The following is an 18,764-nucleotide window of genomic DNA, read 5'->3' on the forward strand; positions in this document are numbered from 1 at the left end:
GCCGTTACCACACTGCATAAATAAGGCGCAGTGCTCACAGTTTAAGATCAGCTCGATGTTATCGCGCTGATTGTACCAATCATGCTTTAGGATTTGCCAATGGCAGAAAAAAAGAAACGCGGATTTATGTCCTGGCTGGGTTTCGGCCGCAAGAACGACGAACAAGAACAACAGGCTGAACAAGCTCGCCTTCAAGCGGAAGCTGACGCGAAAGCACAAGCCGAAGAGGCTGCTCGCCTTCAAGCGGAAGCGGATGTGAAAGCTCAAGCCGACGAAGCTGCTCGCCTTCAAGCGGAAGCGGATGCGAAGGCACAAGCCGAAGAGGCTGCTCGCCTTCAAGCAGAAGCGGATGCGAAAGCTCAAGCCGACGAGGCTGCTCGCCTTCAAGCAGAAGCTGACGCAAACGCTCAAGCTGAAGAAGCTGCTCGCCTTCAAGCGGAAGCTGATGCGAAGGCTCAAGCCGAAGAAGCTGCTCGCCTTCAAGCAGAAGCGGATGCGAAAGCTCAAGCCGACGAGGCTGCTCGCCTTCAAGCAGAAGCTGACGCGAAGGCTCAAGCCGAAGAAGCTGCTCGTCTTCAAGCGGAAGCTGACGCAAACGCTCAAGCTGAAGAAGCTGCTCGCCTTCAAGCGGAAGCGGATGCGAAGGCTCAAGCCGACGAAGCTGCTCGCCTTCAAGCAGAAGCGGATGCGAAGGCGCAAGCCGACGAAGCTGCTCGCCTTCAAGTGGAAGCTGATGCGAAGGCACAAGCCGAAGAGGCTGCTCGCCTTCAAGCGGAAGCTGACGCGAAAGCACAAGCCGAAGAGGCTGCTCGCCTTCAAGCAGAAGCGGATGCGAAAGCTCAAGCTGAAGAGGCAGCTCGCCTTCAAGCAGAAGCGGATGCAAAAGCCCAAGCCGACGAAGCTGCTCGCCTTCAAGCAGAAGCGGATGCGAAGGCACAAGCCGAAGAGGCTGCTCGCCTTCAAGCAGAAGCGGATGCGAAAGCAAACGCTGAGCAAGAAAAGCCTAAACGTGAAGGTCTATTTGCACGTTTAAAGCGTGGACTTCAAAAAACAAAAGCAAACATTGGTGCGGGTTTCTTTGGCCTGTTCAGTGGTAAGAAAATTGATGATGAGCTGTTTGAAGAGCTCGAAGAGCAATTGCTCATTGCCGATGTTGGCATGGACACCACGACAAAAATCATCAACAACCTAACTGATAACGCATCACGTAAGGCGTTGAAAGATGGTGAAGCCTTGTATGGTCTGCTTAAACAAGAAATGGCAGGTATCTTGAGTCAGGTAGAGAAACCTCTGGACGTGACCAAGAAAGACGGCCCATTTGTGATCTTGATGGTGGGTGTCAATGGTGTAGGTAAAACCACCACCATTGGTAAGCTTGCGAAGCAATTCCAGCAAGAAGGTAAGTCTGTGATGCTTGCCGCAGGTGACACTTTCCGTGCGGCTGCAGTCGAACAGCTACAAGTTTGGGGTGAGCGAAATAAAGTCCCTGTCATTGCCCAGCATACTGGTGCAGATAGCGCATCAGTGATCTATGACGCGATTGAAGCTGCAAAAGCACGTAATGTTGATGTCGTGATTGCTGATACTGCAGGTCGTTTGCAAAACAAAGCTAACCTGATGGAAGAGCTGAAAAAAATCGTCCGCGTGATGAAGAAGCTTGATGAGAATGCACCACATGAAATCATGCTGACCATTGATGCAGGTACGGGCCAAAATGCTATCAGCCAAGCACGTTTGTTCAATGACATCGCACCGCTTTCAGGTATTACCCTGACTAAGCTCGATGGCACGGCAAAAGGTGGCGTTATCTTTGCGGTTGCCGATCAGTTCAACATTCCTATCCGTTACATCGGTGTGGGTGAAGGGATCGACGATTTAAGACCGTTTGTGGCGGAAGACTTTATAGAAGCACTGTTTAGTCAGGAGGACTGATAGGCGTGATCCAGTTTCAGCAGGTTAGTAAAGCCTACCGTGGTGGGCAGCGAGCACTACAAAAAGTAAGCTTTCACTTGCCCAAAGGGGACATGGCATTTTTGACCGGCCACTCTGGGGCTGGCAAAAGTACCTTGCTGAAACTGTTGTGCGCCATTGAACGACCAAGTGACGGCAAAATACTGTTCAATAACCACGATATTTCGCGTATTGACCGAAAAGATATTCCTTTTTTACGTCGACACATTGGCGTGATTTTTCAAGATCATAAGCTCTTGATGGACAGAACTGTGTTTGACAACGTGGCACTGCCTCTGCGTATTGAGCAGGCTAATGAATCTGACGTGAAAAAGCGTGTATCGGCTGCGTTGGATAAAGTGGGTTTGTTGGACAAAGCGGCGTGTTTGCCGATCCAGTTGTCCGGCGGTGAGCAGCAACGTGTGGGCATTGCTCGCGCGGTGGTTAACCGTCCGCAGGTGTTGATTGCTGATGAACCAACGGGGAATTTGGATGCGGCACTGTCGCAACAAATCATGGAATTGTTTCGTCAATTCAACCAAGTGGGTGTCACGGTACTCATGGCAACACACGATACCTCCTTACTGAGCCGATACGACATGCGTCGCTTCGATCTGAATCAGGGGCATTTGTCGGAGGTGGCGCGTGGCTAATTTTTTGTCGCTGCATAAGCAGCAATGCGGGCAAGCATTAAAAGATTTGTTAGCACGCCCAACCGGTAACCTGTTGACGGTGCTGGCACTGGCATTCTCGCTCGCACTGCCTGTTACTTTGTATATGTTGGCGAAAAATGTGGTTGCCGTCAGTACGCAATGGCAAGCGCCGAATCAGTTAACCGTGTATCTCGATGACATGCCGGAAAATAGCGCAACATCACTCAGTGAAGAGCTTTTGCAGTGGTCCGAAATTGGTTCGGCTGCGTATATCTCTCCGGATCAGGGCTTGTTAGAGCTTCGTCAGATCCAAGGATTTGATGAAGCGGTCAGCTTACTCGATGATAATCCACTACCTGGGGTTATCGTGGTGACACCCAATAGTGATGATGCCGCGGCCGTCACCGCGTTGGCGTCTAAACTGCATGCAGAATCTGGCATAGAAGAAGTACGGCTTGATAGTGATTGGTTGCAGCGTTTGGCGGCGATTGAATCCTTGGTGCTGACATTAACTTGGGTGTTCTCCGGTCTGATGCTAATGGCGGTGTTCCTTATCGTCGGTAATACCTTGCGATTGCAGGTACTCAACCAAAAACAAGAAATTCAAGTGATGAAGCTTGTGGGGGCGACGGACAGTTATATCCTGCGGCCTTATTTGTACACGGGTGTTTGGTTGGCATTGTCTGGAGCCGTGGTCGCGTGGATTGTTGCAACGGTGAACGGATTACTACTTGATGCAGCCGTCGCGAAATTGGCTACATTATATAGCAGTGGTTTTCGTCTCAGTGGCTTAGGTGTCGATGAAACTTTGATTCTGTTTATGGTCGCTGGCCTGATTGGATTGTTAGCCGCCAGACTTGCCGCAGGAAAACATTTGCGAGACATTGAACCTGTCTAACAGGGAATGGTCACATAATGTAGAGAATATGTACTCGGGCTTGCAGTTTTTTTGTACATGAGTAGAGTATGCCTTTGGTCTTTTTTGACCATGAGTGTTCGATAGATTCGAAAAGAGGTGAAAATGACAGCAGAGATGCATGCACTAGCTCCGATCTCCAGAGATAGCTTGGATAGCTATCTACGTCAGGTAAACAGCCACCCAATGCTGTCAGCTGATGAAGAGCGGGAGCTTGCAGAACGTCTGCACTATGACGAAGACTTGGATGCGGCGAAAAGCCTGATCCTGTCTCATCTAAGATTTGTTGTTCATATTGCCCGTGGTTATTCCGGTTACGGACTGCCTGTGTCTGATCTAGTGCAAGAAGGTAATATCGGTCTAATGAAAGCGGTTAAGCGCTTTAACCCAGAAGTGGGTGTGAGACTGGTGTCGTTCGCCGTGCATTGGATCAAAGCTGAAATTCATGAATACGTTTTGCGTAACTGGCGTATTGTGAAAGTCGCGACGACCAAGGCTCAGCGTAAACTGTTTTTCAACCTGCGTAAGTCGAAAAAACGTCTTGGTTGGTTTAACGCTGAAGAAGTGAACTTAGTTGCCGAGCAGCTGGGTGTTGATGCATCAGAAGTGCGTGAGATGGAATCTCGTCTTGCGGCGCAAGATGCAGGTTTTGATGGTGGTGCTGATGATGATGAGCGTGAAGGCTCAGGCCCTGTGGCTCCAGTCTTTTTCTTAGAAGACAAAAGCTCAGACGTTGCCATCAACCTCGAAGATCAAAACTGGGAAGACCATGCCAACCGCCGACTGGCTCATGCGATGTCAGGGCTAGATGAACGAAGCCAGCATATTATTCGTTCGCGTTGGTTGGATGATGACAACAAAGCAACCTTGCAGGAATTGGCAGATCACTACCAAGTATCTGCTGAACGCATTCGACAGTTAGAGAAGAATGCGATGAGAAAATTGAAAGAGGCGGTTGGCGAAGACGCATTATGATCTTGCCACCCTCTTTGATCGTTAAAAACCGGCCTATCGCCGGTTTTTTTGTCTCTAATAAAGCCTTATCGCTCTAGGGCTCAGATCACTTGTCCACAGCTTTATTACGATCAACACTATATGTTGTGGATCTTTCTCTGAGATCCTACTTTATCAACGCAATCCACAGATTTTTCCACAGGCGACTAAAAATCGTACAAAGCCCATTATTTCTCTGTGGCAAGGATTGCGCAAAACTCAGGTACAATGGTGTTTTCGCTGTTGTTTCCCAGTAATTACGTGAAATCTCAGCATTTTGAATAATGGCAGGGAGTGGAATAACTCATGGAACAATTTGCGCATATCTCCGTTTTGGATGCTTGGCAGCTACTTGAGGACAACGATCAGAACGCAGTGATCGCGGATATTCGGGATCCTCAGTCATTTTCGCTATCTCATCCACAGGGCGCATTTCATCTTACCAACGATACCATGGTGCAATTCAGTCAGAACGTTGATTATGAGCAACCCGTACTTGTGATTTGCTATCACGGCGTGAGTAGCCAAGGTGCGGCACAATATTTGGTTAACCAAGGCTTTGAGCAGGTGTACAGTGTTGATGGTGGATTTGAAGCCTGGCATCGACAGTCGTTGCCAGTTGTAGGTAATAACGATTAGAACAACGAGAAAGAGGCTTGAATGGTAAGGCTGATTGCAATTTCTAACCCTCGTGCTGGACAGGCATTCATTGACTACATGGCATCGCGAGAGATCGACATTCAAATGATGCCGGAAGGGGAAGGGCAATTTGCCTTGTGGCTAACTGATGATCAACATCAAGTTGAAGCAGAGTCTGAACTTCACGCCTTTTTGCAAAACCCCACGGCACGTAAATATCAATCAGCTTCATGGGAAATGGCGGAAAGCCGTACTGCGCATTTTACTTACCCAAAGCAGGGCATATTGGCTTCACTGAGACAAAATGCTGGACCGTTTACGCTGTCTATCATGGTGGTATGCATTGTCGCCTATGCAGGGTTTACCCTTGGCTTTGGCAATGAGGTCTTCTCTTTACTGCATTTCCCTGCAACGGACGACCAGCAGTGGGAACTGTGGCGTTTGTTTACCCATGCCTTGCTGCATTTTTCCGCCACCCATATTGTGTTTAATCTGCTGTGGTGGTGGGTGCTGGGCGGTAAAATAGAAAAACTATGTGGTAGTGCCAAACTGGTGCAGCTGTTTTTGCTCACCGCGCTATTTTCTGGTTTAGGGCAGTATATGTTTGAAGGCCCTGCATTTGGCGGCATGTCCGGTGTGATCTATGCCTTGATGGGGTATTTGTGGCTAATGGGTACATTGGCACCTTCTCGCGGATTGTCGATAGAACCGAGTTACGTCGGCTTTATGCTGTTGTGGTTCGTCGCCGGATTCTTTGAACCGTTTGGTATGGCTATCGCCAACATGGCGCATTTGTTTGGTTTGGTTTCAGGCTGTGCTATTGCCGTGTTTGATGCGAAGTTTTCCCGAGTTGCGAGAAATCCTTCCTAATGCTTAGTGAGTAGTGTGATGCGTGCTGACCCTTGGGCTTGCTTTCGTTGGCAAGCCGCAGGCAGCCACGTAAACTAAAATCTGACATTGTGCTAGCGCAGAGGACACCGTGAAGCAAACGCTACGACATCAAGAAATTCTCGATTTAGTTAGAAGCAAAGGGTATGTCAGCACTGATGATTTGGTGGCTTTTTTTGACGTAAGCCCTCAGACGATTCGTCGAGATTTGAATGAACTGGCAGCGGAAAACAAAATCCGACGTCAACACGGTGGTGCGACCATTCCATCAAGTTCGGTGAATGCAGCCTATGATGCACGCAAAGTGATGCAACAAGACGCCAAGAATAAGTTGGCGCTGGCGTTGGCTTCACACATACCTGATGGTGCAACTTTATTCCTTGATATCGGCACCACGCCCGAAGCCGTAGCACGGGCTCTGCTTAACCACCAAGATCTGCGTATCGTGACTAATAACCTCAATGCGGCGAGCATCTTGATGGCGAAAGAAGACTTTCGGATCATCATGGCGGGCGGAGAAGTCCGTAATCGTGATGGCGGCATCATGGGTGAAGCCACCTTGGATTTCATTTCTCAGTTTCGTCTTGATTTCGGTATTTTGGGGATCAGCGGCATCGACCTTGATGGTGGCCTGCTCGACTTCGATTACCACGAGGTGCGCGTTAAGCAAGCCATCATGGAAAACAGTCGCTCCGTGATGCTCGCGGTGGATCATACTAAGTTTGGTCGTAACGCCATGGTCAACGTGGGTGACATTGCACAAATCAATATGCTTTTCACCAATGCGGCCTTGCCTGAATCTATCGCTATCCTCCTGCAAGACGCTGATACACAAGTCGAAATCATCCTGTAATTGCTCCTGTCGTTGTTGTTACCTCTACTCTCGCCACCGTCAGGTGGCGTTTTTGTATGCGCGTTTTGTTGCGTTTTTCACCACATTGTCACTAGACACGCTCATTTTTTGCACTAGAATGTTCGTAAACGAAAGTTAAATGTTCGAATGAATGGTTGTGCCGATAAGTTGCGCTGTACGGTGCGACACAATGAACGTGAGACAATAGATAGGGCAGAAGGTGGAATGAGCGCAGAAATGTTGGACATACTGGTAGTTGGCGGCGGGATAAATGGTGCGGGCATCGCTGCTGATGCAACGGGGCGTGGCCTGAAAGTGGCGTTGTTTGAGGCTGATGATTTTGCATCAGCGACTTCGTCAGCAAGCTCGAAGCTGATTCATGGTGGTCTGCGTTATCTTGAGCACTATGAGTTTCGTTTAGTGAGTGAAGCGCTCGCTGAACGTGAAGTTCTGTTGAAAAAAGCACCTTTCCTCGCGTGGCCCATGCGTTTTCGTTTGCCTCATCGTCCTCATCTTCGTCCTGCATGGATGATTCGTGCCGGCCTCTTTCTTTATGACAATCTCGGAAAACGCACTAGCCTCCCCGCGAGCAAAGGCATTCGGTTTGGCGCGGATTCCGTATTAAAACCGGAAATTACAAAAGGCTTTGAATACTCAGATTGTTGGGTGGACGATGCGCGATTGGTGGTGCTCAATATCATGGACGCGCAAGAGCGCGGCGCGGAAGTGCGTAATCGCTGCAAAGTCACTAAAGCCACACGCTTGGGCGCTCACTGGGAAGTTGAGATTGTCGACCAACTGACAAACGAGACATTTATTCGTCATTGCAAAGTGTTGGTAAATGCATCTGGCCCTTGGGTTAAGCAGTTTTATGATGACAGCACGACGCTCAAATCCCCTCGCGGTATTCGTCTTATAAAGGGCAGTCACATTGTGGTGCCAAGAGTGCACGATGGGTCTGCGGCGTATATTTTGCAAAATGAAGATGGTCGTATTGTCTTTGTACTGCCTTACTTGGATCGATTTTCGATTGTTGGCACGACGGATGTTGAGCATCATGATGACCCGCGAAAGGCGTCTATTGATGACAATGAAATTGCGTACATGCTGAAAGTCTTCAACCAACATTTTACTAAACAACTGACTGCTGACGATGTGGTATGGACATACAGTGGCGTGCGTCCACTGTGTGATGATGAGTCAGACTCACCGCAAGCCGTGACGCGCGATTACACCCTCGATCTTGATGAAAATGGCGGTGATGCACCGATTTTGTCGGTGTTTGGTGGCAAACTGACCACATATCGAAAACTGGCGCAGGCCGCGGTGAACAAGCTTGAACCTTTCTTTGCTGACATGGGTAAGGCTTGGACTGCTGAGAGCGTGCTTCCTGGCGGAGAGGGAATAACGTCCTTCAATGACGTTGAGACTAGGTTGACCCAAGATTTCGCATGGATGGATGCAATGACCATAAACCGATTGGCGACCACTTATGGTTCGCGTGTTTTGGTATGGCTAGAGGATGCGAAGTCGGCCTCTGATTTGGGCGAGCAATTTGGCAGTGGCCTAACGCAAAAAGAAGTCGACTACTTGATGGCTATTGAATACGTGCAGACAGGCACGGACTTATTGTGGCGTCGTACCAAGCTGGGTTTGTACTTGTCCGAACAAGAGCAGCAACGAGTATGCGATTACGTGGCGCAATATCGTCGTGTGTCGGCCGATCAGGCGATCAGCGCTTAACTTTAACGAATGAGTACACGAAAAAAGCGCACCGCTTAGGGTGCGCTTTTTTATTTGTCTTTAACTACTGGTAGAGGTATTTGGTAAACAGCAGGTCTACCAGTACCTTTTGATTGGTTTCAGCCAGCAGCAGTTCATTGACCTTCTCTAAGCAGGCTTTTCGAATCGCTTCTCGTCCTGATAAGGATTTGACGCGAACTTCATTCTCTTGAGCCAACACTTCAATGATGGTGTCGCGGATCAACGGCTGGTGATATTCCAGCATCTGGATGAGCGACGGGTCATCAACCATTAAGTCGATACGAACATTGATAAAACCGAGTTTTCGACCATCGGTAATAAAGTTGGTGGTAATTTCAGGCTCAAGCGTGAAATAGCTATATTTCGCGGCTTCCTCTTCCGCATTTGCAATGGATGGAATTGAGAGCAGCAGCGTCAATAATAAGGTGAAAATGGCGGTCGTATTTTTTTTCATGGTTTTTGCCAAACCCCAGATTTAATGAATCTCTTATGGTAGTTTAGCTGCGCATGCGTTCGCACAGCTGTGTACAATAGCGCACTATTAATACTAAACATTAATGGCAGATTCGGCGAAAGTTTTGTTGTTTTTTTGCTCTTTGGCTCAGGATAAAATGTCAAATTTCAAGCGATTATATGTAGAAGCCCTTTTGGCAGCGAATTGGGTGGCTCCAGACTGGCAACTGCTGGAAAAAACAAAGGAAGGTGGGTGGCTGCTTGAGCGCCATTCAATGACGGAGCGCTTGAAAGCCTGCTGCCGTACCTTAACGGTGGAAGTGCTGGGTCTTCACGAAGTCGGCAAAGAAGTCTTGTCGAATAATGAACGTGAATTACTTGGCGACCAAGCATGTTTGGTGCGAGAGGTCGTTCTGTCAGGCGACGATACTCCCTGGCTTTGTGCACGAACCTTGGTGCCGATGTCGACCTTGACTGAACGCGAGCAAGACATCGCAGATTTGGGTGCCGTCCCGTTGGGACAGCGTGTTTTTAATCAGGCTAATGCGCGTCGTGATGCAATCGAAGTTGCGCACCTTGTCTGTGATGGACAAGCCTTGTTAGCACGCCGCTCCCGTTTGTGGGTGAATGACAAACCGATGCTGGTGTCTGAATTGTTTCTGCCTCATGCACCGATCTATCAGGAGGAAGGCTAAATGGATGCAGCCAAAGCTAAAGCGTTTTGGCAATTAACGCGGATGGATCGGCCCATTGGTAGCTTGTTGCTGCTATGGCCAACCCTGTGGGCGTTATTTCTTGCTGCTGATGGCGTGCCAGATCCGAAGGTGCTGGTGGTCTTTGTACTTGGCGTTATCATGATGAGAGCGGCAGGCTGTGTGATTAACGATTTTGCTGACCGCAACCTCGACGGTCATGTAAAGCGTACCAAAGCGCGTCCTCTTCCCTCTGGACTTGTTTCCGCCAAAGAAGCGTTGGCGCTCTTTGCCTTTTTAGTGCTTGGCGCTTTCTTACTGGTTCTGACGCTTGACCCACTGACGGTTAAACTCTCGGTGGTGGCGCTGGCGCTTGCCTCCATTTACCCGTTTATGAAGCGTTTCACCCATATGCCACAACTGGTTCTGGGTATGGCGTTTAGTTGGGCGATCCCGATGGCCTACGCGGCGCAGGCTGGTGAACTGCCGCCAGTTGCGTGGATGCTGTTTCTCGCCAATGTCGCGTGGACTGTCGCATACGATACCCTTTATGCCATGGTCGACAGAGATGACGATGTGAAAATCGGCATCAAGTCATCGGCGATTTTGTTTGGTAAGTATGACAAGGCTGCGATTGGTGTGCTTCAGCTCATCACCTTATTGTTGCTAGTACTCGTCGGGTATCTGTCTCAGTTGTCGACGATATATTACTGGTTCTTATTAGCGGCATCGGCGCTGTTTGTTTACCAACAATGGCTAGCAAAAGGGCGAGAAAGAGACGCCTGCTTTAAAGCTTTCTTGAATAACAATTACGTCGGCATGTTGGTATTTGTCGGCGTCGGCTTGGCTGTCATGCTCTAGCAATACAGTCTCTTTGCCGCGAAACGCAACGGCACAATGGCATATCGCTCTCGTGCCAGAGAAAACCGGATAAGCATAAAAAAGAAAACCCTCGCCAATGGCGAGGTTTTTTTGTTTGCTTGAAGCGGCCTCGTTACGCGTCAGAAGGCTGATTCAGAATCGCTTGAATCGTGAGCTGTACTTCTGGCGAAATTAAGCCCAACACACTTTCTTGCAGGGCTTCAATGTGCTCTTCTTTGGCGTGTCCTTCATCATTGAGGTAACCCTCTGCACGCAATGAATCCACTAAAGTACTGAATACGCCTTTGTCGAAGAACTCTGGTGCATTGATACCGTGCAGGCGACTCAAGCGTTGCGCCATCATTTGACTTTGCTGCTCAAGATCGGACTTTGATACATCCGGCTCGTGGCAGAACAAAGTGATAGTGATAGCGTAGCGTTGCAAGGTTTCGGCAATGGTGCGGCCTAACAGCTGAAGTTGATTCAGTTTACCTGACGCTCTTTGCAAGGTGTCGCCATCAATGGTCAGCAATGACTGACGCTCTAGCTCAATGATCACGGCATCCACGTAGCTTTCCAGTGCTTCGTCATCAAAGCTCATAAAGAGCTCAGATTTAAGTAGTGGGTAAAGCTGACGTACTGTTTCCAGCAAGGCTTCACGTTTCACACTGGTCTTGAACACCAGCATTTGCGCGATCAATGATGGAATCGCAAACAGATGAATAATGTTGTTGCGGTAGTAGGTCATCAAAATGGATTGATGACGATCCAATGAAATCACTTCACCTAATGAATCTTTCTCTACCACGAATTTGTTCAGGCTTAATGCATGTTCAACCAACTGTTGCGCCGTGTCTTCTGGCACTGTACTGGTTGATGAATACGGCACTTGGCGTAGTAATTCGAGGTAAATGTTCAACTGCTCTTCAAGCGCTTCACGGCTCAGAGCGCGTTGACGAGAGGCCAACAAAGCTGTGGCACAAAGCGTTAACGCATTGGCGGCTGCCGCATCGTTGATTTGCGTCATCATACGATCTGCTAGCTCATTCACCACTGGGTTTAGCCAGCTTGGGCGCTGAGGCTCGATAGGGTCGATGTCTTTGTGCCAGTTCGGTGCTTTCTCATTCAGGAAGTGGTTAACCTGAATCGGTTCGCCAAAGTTCACATAGCCTTTGCCGTAGTTACGCAGCTTGCGCAGAATGCCGACGACTTGGCCGAAGCTTTCTTTTTCTTTGCGCTTACCTTGTAGCTCTTTCGCGTAGGTACTGACTTCCATTACATGTTCGTAGCCGATATACACTGGCACCAAAGTAACCGGACGTTTTAGACCGCGAAGCATGGCTTGGATGGTCATTGCGAGCATGCCAGTTTTAGCGGGTAGCAAGCGACCTGTGCGTGAACGACCACCTTCGGAGAAATACTCAACCGAATAGCCTTTGGCAAACAGTTCTGCCAAATATTCGCGGAACACGGTGGAGTAAAGGCGGTTACCTTTGAAGGTACGACGCAAGAAGAATGCGCCACCACGACGGAAAATCGGCCCGGCTGGGAAGAAATTAAGATTCACCCCTGCCGCAATGTGTGGCGGAACCAAACCTTCTTTATACAGGGTATAAGAAAGTAGGACGTAGTCCATGTGCGAGCGGTGGCAGGGCACATAAACAATTTCATGACCGTCTTGGGCAAGCTTACGCACACGCTCGGCATTATTGATATTAATGCCTTGATACAGCTTATTCCAAAGCCACGTAAGTAGGCGATCGGCATAGCGAATCATGCTTGGTGAAAAGTCCGCGGCAATTTCTTCCATCATATCGATGGCTTCTTTACGCACTTTTTCGACAGGCACATCTCGGCTGGCAGCTTCGTCTTGTACCACTTTGTCGATTGCTTTGGACGCTAGCAGGCGCTTGAAAAGCAGCTGTCGATCAGGCAGTCCTGGGCCAGATGCCGCCATCTTTTGGCGTGAGAAATGGATTTTAGCAACACGGGCGAGTTTGTTAGCAATAGTGGTGTCGGTGCCGTGCTTGTCTGCCATGAATCGCAGCGAAACAGGGTTGCTTAGACGCACCATGCTGTCGCGACCTAAGGTCAAAATTGTGTAGCACTTTTGCAGCCCATTCATGGCTTGCAACGATGCAGCGACAGGGCGCGATTCATTGCCAGGGCTTCTGTCCCAAACCACAGATGCTGGGATCAACTGAATATCAAGCTCAGAGTCGCGCTTGTGCAGTTCGAGCAGTTCAGTAAACAGTTCTATGGACTCTTCAGGAACCGGATCGCCTTGTTTGAACATGCGTTTGCCTTCTGATATGAAGACATAGCGTGGCAGACTTTTCCCGCCAAGTTCTAAGGGCTCAAGTGGGTCTGGTAACCCGAGTTGCAGGCATATATTGCGCAACGTGAGCAGATCGGTATGAGAGCGAAACGGCAGAACGTAAACCATAGGGCGCGTGAGATCGAAGCCCAGCTGGTTAATCGGGTCTGACGGGATACTGATCGTCTTGACCAGTACCGATAAAGGTAAATTCAGTAACTTGTGATAAAACGATTGGCAAGCAGACATCTGATCGCAGCCTCTTATATTCTGTGCGTGGCAAGTCTAGCAGAAAACATTCGCGAACTTGCAGCGAAATGACACTAATACGCCTGCTTATGTCACCCGTGAGGCAGTAAAGGCAATGCGAGATTAAACAGAAAAGTGTGATCTCTGAGAGGGTCGTTAACCGAGTTGGTGCAAAATGCGCCTTTTCAACTGGTTAAACACTGGATATACTCACAGTTAACTGTATAAAAAGACAGGTCTGATTATGAAGCCGTTAACCGCAAGACAGCAGCAAGTCTTTGATCTTATCAAAGCAAAAATCGACGAGACGGGAATGCCACCAACCCGTGCTGAGATCGCGAGAGAGCTGGGCTTCCGCTCAGCGAATGCCGCGGAAGAACATTTGAAGGCGCTGGCGCGAAAAGGCGTGCTTGAAATCGTACCTGGTGCATCACGTGGCATCCGTTTACTGCTTACAACGGAATCCGCCAATGATGATGGGCTACCTCTGATCGGTCGAGTGGCAGCCGGTGAGCCAATTTTGGCGCAAGAGCATGTAGAAATGCACTATAAGGTTGACCCTAGTTTGTTCAAACCGAGCGCTGATTTCCTACTGCGTGTCAGCGGTATGAGTATGAAAGACATCGGTATTATGGATGGTGACTTACTCGCCGTGCACAAAACACAAGATGTGCGTAATGGTCAGGTGGTGGTTGCGCGTGTTGAAGACGATGTGACGGTTAAGCGCCTAGAACGTAAAGGCACGCAAGTCTGGTTACATGCTGAAAATGAAGAGTTTTCACCTATTGTGGTCGATTTAACACATCAGAACTTAGCCATTGAAGGTATTGCTGTTGGCGTTATTCGCAACAGCGACTGGATGTAATACCACTCCAAATCCAAGATGACTGAGAATAATAGGCGGTTAGTGGCGAAAGCATGCTAACCGCCTTTCTTTTACCTTTTTCTTGTGCCACAAGCCCTATCCTCGGGGTGTCTTCATCCATCTGTTTTCACCCTTTCCCTACTGTATATATCCCTTAATTCGCGATTAAACTCTCTCTAATTTAGTGAGTTACCGTTCGCAAAATTTCGTTCTCGCTAGCGAATTTGTCGATAAAAGTTAAGGATGAAACACTTGTCTTCATCTCGTAATTTCGTGGCTGGCATCAAGTTTCAGCGCATTTTGCAGTCCATTTTTTGTTCTTTCCTGATTCCTTGCCTAGTTTTAATTGTAAATGAAGTGTTAATCGATGTTTCTGTTTGCTGCGCCCAATGAATCTCTGTTTTGCGTAGTGACTTCTAGGAGGGATCCGGTGACGACTCGCCAAACTCTATCTACGCTCGCGCTCCTCCCATCATTTGCTGCTGTCGCTGCAGATGAACAGTCTTCGTTCAACCTGACAAAAGGGGTGACGAATATCAGTGAGCAGGTCTACGACCTGCACATGACGATTCTGTATATCTGTGTCGCGATTGGTGTTGTGGTTTTTGGGATTATGTTTTGGTCGATTGTGCACCATCGCAAATCCAAAGGCGCAGTAGCAGCAAATTTCCATGAAAGCACCAAAGTGGAGATCTTATGGACATTAATTCCATTCTTGATCCTTATTGGTATGGCAGTTCCCGCTACGCGTGTGCTGTTAGCAATGGAAGACCCGTCTGACTCAGACATTACCATTCAGGTCACTGGCTCTCAGTGGAAGTGGCACTATCGCTACTTCGACCATGATGTGTCGTTTTTCTCTCTGCTCGCTTCTTCCTCAGCTCAAATTAATGGCGAACTCAAAAAGCGTGAAAATTACCTACTCGAAGTGGACCGCCCTTTGGTGGTGCCAGTGGGTAAGAAGGTGCGCTTCCTGATCACTTCTGAAGACGTTATCCATTCTTGGTGGGTGCCTGCGTTTGCGGTGAAGAAAGATGCGAACCCAGGCTTCATTAATGAGGCGTGGACAAAAATCGACAAGCCCGGCATCTACCGTGGTCAATGTGCGGAATTGTGCGGTAAAGACCATGGCTTTATGCCGATAGTGGTCATTGCCAAGCCAGTTGATGAGTTCAATGAATGGGTGCAAGAGACGGCATTGGCACAAGCGAAAGTACGTGAAGAAGAACAGAAACTGCTGTCGATGAACATGGATATGGACGAACTGATGACACTGGGTGAGGACGTTTACAACTCTCGTTGTGCAGCGTGTCACCAAGTCAATGGTCTCGGTTTGCCTGGTGTATTCCCAGCATTGGCGCAATCCGATATGGCGATTAAGTCGGACAGGCTTGTTGAGCATCTGAACGTAGTGATTCACGGCAAAGATGGTACAGCGATGCAAGCTTTCGGCGCACAGCTGGGTTTGAAAGAATTGGCTGCGGTCATTACCTACGAGCGAAACGCATGGGGTAATGACACGGGGGATGTCATTCAAGCATCTCAAATTAATGCAGTGCTTAACGGTGACGATCTTTAAGGAGAAACGGTAATGACGGATATGACTCCCGATCAGGTCGATCATGATGACCATGATCATAAACCTCGCGGGGTGATGCGTTGGCTGTTGACAACCAACCATAAAGATATCGGCTCCATGTATCTGATCTTCAGCTTTAGCATGTTTTTGCTTGGCGGAGCCATGGCGCTCGTGATTCGTGCTGAGCTGTTCCAACCTGGGCTGCAATTGGTTGAGCCAAATTTCTTCAACCAGATGACAACGGTTCATGGACTTATCATGGTATTTGGTGCGGTGATGCCAGCCTTTACAGGGCTAGCCAACTGGATGGTTCCTTTGATGATTGGTGCGCCAGATATGGCATTGCCACGCATGAACAACTGGAGCTTCTGGATTCTACCGTTCGCATTTCTGATGCTGATCATGTCACTGTTTATGGAAGGTGGTGGTCCTAACTTCGGTTGGACATTCTACGCACCGCTTTCGACCACCTATTCTCCTGACAGTACCGCACTGTTTGTGTTCGCCATTCATATCATGGGTATCAGTTCTATCATGGGGGCCATCAACGTGATTGTCACCATCATGAACCTGCGAGCCCCAGGTATGACTTACATGAAAATGCCGCTGTTCGTTTGGACATGGTTTATTACGGCCTTCTTGCTTATTGCCGTGATGCCCGTACTCGCGGGGGCGGTGACCATGGTGCTCACCGACAAATACTTTGCCACCTCATTCTTTGATGCCGCGGGTGGTGGTGATCCCGTGATGTTCCAGCATATCTTCTGGTTCTTTGGTCACCCTGAAGTTTACATTATGATTTTGCCGAGCTTCGGCATCATATCCGCCATTGTTCCAGCATTTTCACGCAAGAAGCTCTTTGGGTATGCCTCCATGGTTTACGCCACCGCGTCCATTGCGGGTTTGAGTTTCGTTGTGTGGGCGCATCACATGTTTACGACAGGGATGCCTGTGTTTGCAGAACTGTTTTTCATGTACTGCACCATGCTGATCTCCGTGCCGACAGGCGTGAAAGTGTTTAACTGGGTAGCCACCATGTGGCGTGGCTCGTTAACGTTCGAAACCCCCATGCTGTTTGCACTCGCCTTTATTGTGTTGTTCACCATTGGTGGTTTCTCAGGGTTGATGTTGGCGATCACACCGGCTGATTTCCAATACCATGACACCTATTTCGTGGTGGCGCATTTCCACTATGTTCTCGTGACGGGGGCGATCTTCTCCATCATGGCGGCGGCTTACTACTGGTTGCCGAAGTGGACAGGGCACATGTATGACAACAAATTGGCATCATGGCACTTCTGGTGCTCGCTGATTTCGGTCAACATTTTGTTCTTCCCGATGCATTTCCTTGGCTTGGCAGGTATGCCGCGCCGTATCCCTGACTATGCTCTTCAGTTTGCTGATATCAACGCGATTGTGAGTGTAGGGGCATTCTTGTTTGGCTTCTCGCAACTGATTTTCTTGGTGTTGGTTGTGAAATGTGCTCGCGGCGGTGAGCCAGCACCCGCGAAGCCTTGGGAAGGCGCGGAAGGTTTGGAGTGGGAAATTCCATCTCCAGCGCCTTATCACACCTTCTCTACGCCACCGAAAATTGATTAAAGGTAGGTTTGAATGGGCGAACAAAAAGACGACAACATACAACAACAGTCAGGTCGCTCAGCGTTAAAGCTGGCGGGCATGGCTGTACTGATGTTCGGCTTTGCGTTTGCCCTTGTTCCTTTGTATGACGTGTTTTGTGACATAACAGGCATCAACGGTAAAACGTCTGACATTGCTGCGCAGGAAAGCCAGCAAGTGGATTTCTCTCGAGAGGTCACCGTTGAGTTTGTGGCTTATATCAATCCTGGCCTTGGCTGGGATTTCACGCCTGAAATGAAAAAAATCACAGTCCATCCAGGGGAAACGCACACCATTGCCTACCGTGCGACGAACAACACCACCATGAATTCCATTGGGCAAGCAGTACCTTCGGTTTCTCCGGGGTTAGCGGCTCAGTACTTGAACAAAATTGAATGCTTCTGCTTTAACCGCCAGCCATTAGAGGCGGGGAAAGATGCAGAATTGCCATTGGTTTTCTATGTAGACCCGGCAATTCCTGACGACATCAATACCCTGACGTTGGCTTACACCCTGTTTAGCGCCAAAACTGAGCCAGTCACTCAGTAACCGCAGTGAGGTCATCATGACAACAACGCACTCAAACTCCGAATCACAGCAGGACTATGAACATTACTACGTCCCTGCACAGAGCAAATGGCCGATTGTCGGTGCTATTGCCCTGTTTTTGATCGCCATGGGCGCAGGCTCGACGGTCGGAGGGTTATTCGGCGGGAATGGACCCTGGATGCTGCTTGCGGGCTCTGCGGTGTTGATTTTCATGCTGACAGGTTGGTTTCGCGATGTGATCCATGAATCCATGGGTGGGCTATATTCGCATCAAATGGATCGGTCGTTTCGTCAGGGAATGAGCTGGTTTATTTTCTCTGAGGTCATGTTCTTTGCCGCCTTCTTTGGTGCGTTGTTCTATGCGCGCTTTATCGCGGTGCCTTGGCTTGGTGGAGCAAGTAACAATGCCATGACAGCGGAAGTGCTATGGCCAGACTTCATCCCGGGTTGGCCTTTAGTGAAAACCCCTGATGGCACTGAGACAACAGCAATGGGCGCGTGGGGTTTACCGCTGATTAACACCGTTATCTTACTGGCGTCTTCTGTCACGCTTCATATCGCGCATGTGGCGATGGAAGAGGGCAACCGAAAACGCATCGTCCAAATGCTGGGTTTAACAGTACTGCTAGGCTGGATTTTCTTGTTCTTGCAAGGTGAAGAATACATTCACGCATACCAAGAGCTGAACCTGCGTCTTGATTCAGGTGTTTACGGGAATACCTTCTTCATGCTGACCGGTTTCCATGGCATGCACGTCTTCCTTGGTTCGGTTATTTTGTTCATTGTTTGGCTTAGGGTGCTAAAAGGGCATATGTCGCCTGATCAGCACTTTGCCTTTCAGGCCGGGGCTTGGTATTGGCATTTCGTGGACGTGGTATGGCTGACACTGTTTGTGTTCGTGTATGTCTTATAGCGCGATGTTGGGG

The 18,764-nt window shown here is 49.0% G+C and carries 17 protein-coding genes; 15 read left to right on the top strand and 2 right to left on the bottom strand.

All coding sequences use genetic code 11. The features are described 5' to 3' along the window. The first annotated feature begins 126 nt into the window (after positions 1-126). The 8 genes from ftsY (at position 127) to glpD (ending at position 8,635) form a co-directional block, all read left to right on the top strand. Positions 127-1,932, top strand: coding sequence for a signal recognition particle-docking protein FtsY (gene ftsY / locus L4D06_RS17160; protein WP_429740558.1), 1,806 nt, complete (start codon positions 127-129; stop codon positions 1,930-1,932). 5 nt (positions 1,933-1,937) lie between these two features. Further along, the gene (ftsE, locus tag L4D06_RS17165; RefSeq protein ID WP_028025785.1) at positions 1,938-2,603 is read left to right on the top strand and encodes a cell division ATP-binding protein FtsE; all 666 of its coding nucleotides are present in this window, start codon (positions 1,938-1,940) and stop codon (positions 2,601-2,603) included. After that, positions 2,596-3,501 carry a permease-like cell division protein FtsX gene (gene ftsX / locus L4D06_RS17170; protein ID WP_429740525.1) on the top strand — a complete coding sequence of 302 codons (906 nt, stop codon included), beginning with the start codon at positions 2,596-2,598 and terminating at the stop codon, positions 3,499-3,501. The genes ftsE and ftsX overlap by 8 nt, the downstream gene beginning before the upstream one ends. A 123-nt stretch (positions 3,502-3,624) precedes the next feature. Beyond that, complete coding sequence (rpoH, locus tag L4D06_RS17175; RefSeq protein ID WP_274164361.1) at positions 3,625-4,494, top strand: RNA polymerase sigma factor RpoH; 870 nt, start codon at positions 3,625-3,627, stop codon at positions 4,492-4,494. 324 nt (positions 4,495-4,818) lie between these two features. Continuing rightward, complete coding sequence (gene glpE, locus L4D06_RS17180; protein WP_274164362.1) at positions 4,819-5,151, top strand: thiosulfate sulfurtransferase GlpE; 333 nt, start codon at positions 4,819-4,821, stop codon at positions 5,149-5,151. Positions 5,152-5,172: 21 nt separating this feature from the next. Continuing rightward, a complete protein-coding gene (gene glpG, locus L4D06_RS17185) occupies positions 5,173-6,021 on the top strand; it encodes a rhomboid family intramembrane serine protease GlpG (RefSeq protein ID WP_429740526.1) in 849 nt (282 codons plus the stop codon). Positions 6,022-6,130: 109 nt separating this feature from the next. Next, positions 6,131-6,892 carry a DeoR/GlpR family transcriptional regulator gene (locus L4D06_RS17190; RefSeq protein ID WP_274164364.1) on the top strand — a complete coding sequence of 254 codons (762 nt, stop codon included), beginning with the start codon at positions 6,131-6,133 and terminating at the stop codon, positions 6,890-6,892. A gap of 225 nt (positions 6,893-7,117) precedes the next feature. Further along, positions 7,118-8,635, top strand: a complete 1,518-nt coding sequence (gene glpD / locus L4D06_RS17195) for a glycerol-3-phosphate dehydrogenase (RefSeq protein ID WP_429740527.1) — start codon at positions 7,118-7,120, stop codon at positions 8,633-8,635. A 64-nt stretch (positions 8,636-8,699) separates the two neighbouring features. Here the strand turns inward: glpD and L4D06_RS17200 are convergent, their stop codons facing one another. After that, positions 8,700-9,110 (bottom strand): flagellar basal body-associated protein FliL, encoded by a 411-nt coding sequence (locus tag L4D06_RS17200; RefSeq protein ID WP_274164366.1) that lies wholly within the window; start codon positions 9,108-9,110, stop codon positions 8,700-8,702. A 157-nt stretch (positions 9,111-9,267) separates the two neighbouring features. Between L4D06_RS17200 and L4D06_RS17205 the strand changes: the two genes are divergently transcribed. Further along, the gene (locus L4D06_RS17205; RefSeq protein WP_274164367.1) at positions 9,268-9,804 is read left to right on the top strand and encodes a chorismate--pyruvate lyase family protein; all 537 of its coding nucleotides are present in this window, start codon (positions 9,268-9,270) and stop codon (positions 9,802-9,804) included. Beyond that, a complete protein-coding gene (gene ubiA, locus L4D06_RS17210) occupies positions 9,805-10,662 on the top strand; it encodes a 4-hydroxybenzoate octaprenyltransferase (protein WP_429740528.1) in 858 nt (285 codons plus the stop codon). 133 nt (positions 10,663-10,795) lie between these two features. Here ubiA and plsB read toward each other — a convergent pair whose 3' ends face one another. Further along, a complete protein-coding gene (plsB, locus tag L4D06_RS17215; protein WP_429740529.1) occupies positions 10,796-13,228 on the bottom strand; it encodes a glycerol-3-phosphate 1-O-acyltransferase PlsB in 2,433 nt (810 codons plus the stop codon). Positions 13,229-13,472: 244 nt separating this feature from the next. On the opposite strand from plsB, the gene lexA reads away from it, so the two are divergent. The 5 genes from lexA to L4D06_RS17240 all read left to right on the top strand — a co-directional run bounded on the left by lexA (position 13,473) and on the right by L4D06_RS17240 (position 18,751). Next, positions 13,473-14,093 (top strand): transcriptional repressor LexA, encoded by a 621-nt coding sequence (gene lexA / locus L4D06_RS17220; protein WP_274164370.1) that lies wholly within the window; start codon positions 13,473-13,475, stop codon positions 14,091-14,093. 430 nt (positions 14,094-14,523) lie between these two features. After that, a complete protein-coding gene (gene coxB / locus L4D06_RS17225; protein ID WP_274164371.1) occupies positions 14,524-15,672 on the top strand; it encodes a cytochrome c oxidase subunit II in 1,149 nt (382 codons plus the stop codon). A gap of 12 nt (positions 15,673-15,684) precedes the next feature. After that, complete coding sequence (gene ctaD, locus L4D06_RS17230; RefSeq protein WP_274164372.1) at positions 15,685-17,271, top strand: cytochrome c oxidase subunit I; 1,587 nt, start codon at positions 15,685-15,687, stop codon at positions 17,269-17,271. 12 nt (positions 17,272-17,283) lie between these two features. After that, positions 17,284-17,838: a cytochrome c oxidase assembly protein gene (locus L4D06_RS17235; protein WP_274164373.1), complete on the top strand. Its 555-nt coding sequence runs from the start codon at positions 17,284-17,286 to the stop codon at positions 17,836-17,838. Positions 17,839-17,854: 16 nt separating this feature from the next. Next, positions 17,855-18,751 carry a cytochrome c oxidase subunit 3 gene (locus L4D06_RS17240; RefSeq protein WP_274164374.1) on the top strand — a complete coding sequence of 299 codons (897 nt, stop codon included), beginning with the start codon at positions 17,855-17,857 and terminating at the stop codon, positions 18,749-18,751. Positions 18,752-18,764: the final 13 nt, after the last annotated feature.

Origin of the sequence: Enterovibrio makurazakiensis (assembly GCF_050336585.1) — a bacterium.
Classification (GTDB): domain Bacteria; phylum Pseudomonadota; class Gammaproteobacteria; order Enterobacterales; family Vibrionaceae; genus Enterovibrio; species Enterovibrio gelatinilyticus.

What these genes read in the sequence shown, in the direction of transcription:
- L4D06_RS17235 (WP_274164373.1), top strand. Translation starts at nt 17,284, where the DNA reads ATGGGCGAACAAAAAGACGACAACATACAACAACAGTCAGGTCGCTCA.
- L4D06_RS17240 (WP_274164374.1), top strand. Translation starts at nt 17,855, where the DNA reads ATGACAACAACGCACTCAAACTCCGAATCACAGCAGGACTATGAACAT.
- L4D06_RS17205 (WP_274164367.1), top strand. Translation starts at nt 9,268, where the DNA reads ATGTCAAATTTCAAGCGATTATATGTAGAAGCCCTTTTGGCAGCGAAT.
- ubiA (WP_429740528.1), top strand. Translation starts at nt 9,805, where the DNA reads ATGGATGCAGCCAAAGCTAAAGCGTTTTGGCAATTAACGCGGATGGAT.
- plsB (WP_429740529.1), bottom strand. Translation starts at nt 13,228, where the DNA reads ATGTCTGCTTGCCAATCGTTTTATCACAAGTTACTGAATTTACCTTTA.
- glpE (WP_274164362.1), top strand. Translation starts at nt 4,819, where the DNA reads ATGGAACAATTTGCGCATATCTCCGTTTTGGATGCTTGGCAGCTACTT.
- ctaD (WP_274164372.1), top strand. Translation starts at nt 15,685, where the DNA reads ATGACGGATATGACTCCCGATCAGGTCGATCATGATGACCATGATCAT.
- glpD (WP_429740527.1), top strand. Translation starts at nt 7,118, where the DNA reads ATGAGCGCAGAAATGTTGGACATACTGGTAGTTGGCGGCGGGATAAAT.
- rpoH (WP_274164361.1), top strand. Translation starts at nt 3,625, where the DNA reads ATGACAGCAGAGATGCATGCACTAGCTCCGATCTCCAGAGATAGCTTG.
- lexA (WP_274164370.1), top strand. Translation starts at nt 13,473, where the DNA reads ATGAAGCCGTTAACCGCAAGACAGCAGCAAGTCTTTGATCTTATCAAA.
- ftsY (WP_429740558.1), top strand. Translation starts at nt 127, where the DNA reads ATGTCCTGGCTGGGTTTCGGCCGCAAGAACGACGAACAAGAACAACAG.
- glpG (WP_429740526.1), top strand. Translation starts at nt 5,173, where the DNA reads ATGGTAAGGCTGATTGCAATTTCTAACCCTCGTGCTGGACAGGCATTC.
- L4D06_RS17200 (WP_274164366.1), bottom strand. Translation starts at nt 9,110, where the DNA reads ATGAAAAAAAATACGACCGCCATTTTCACCTTATTATTGACGCTGCTG.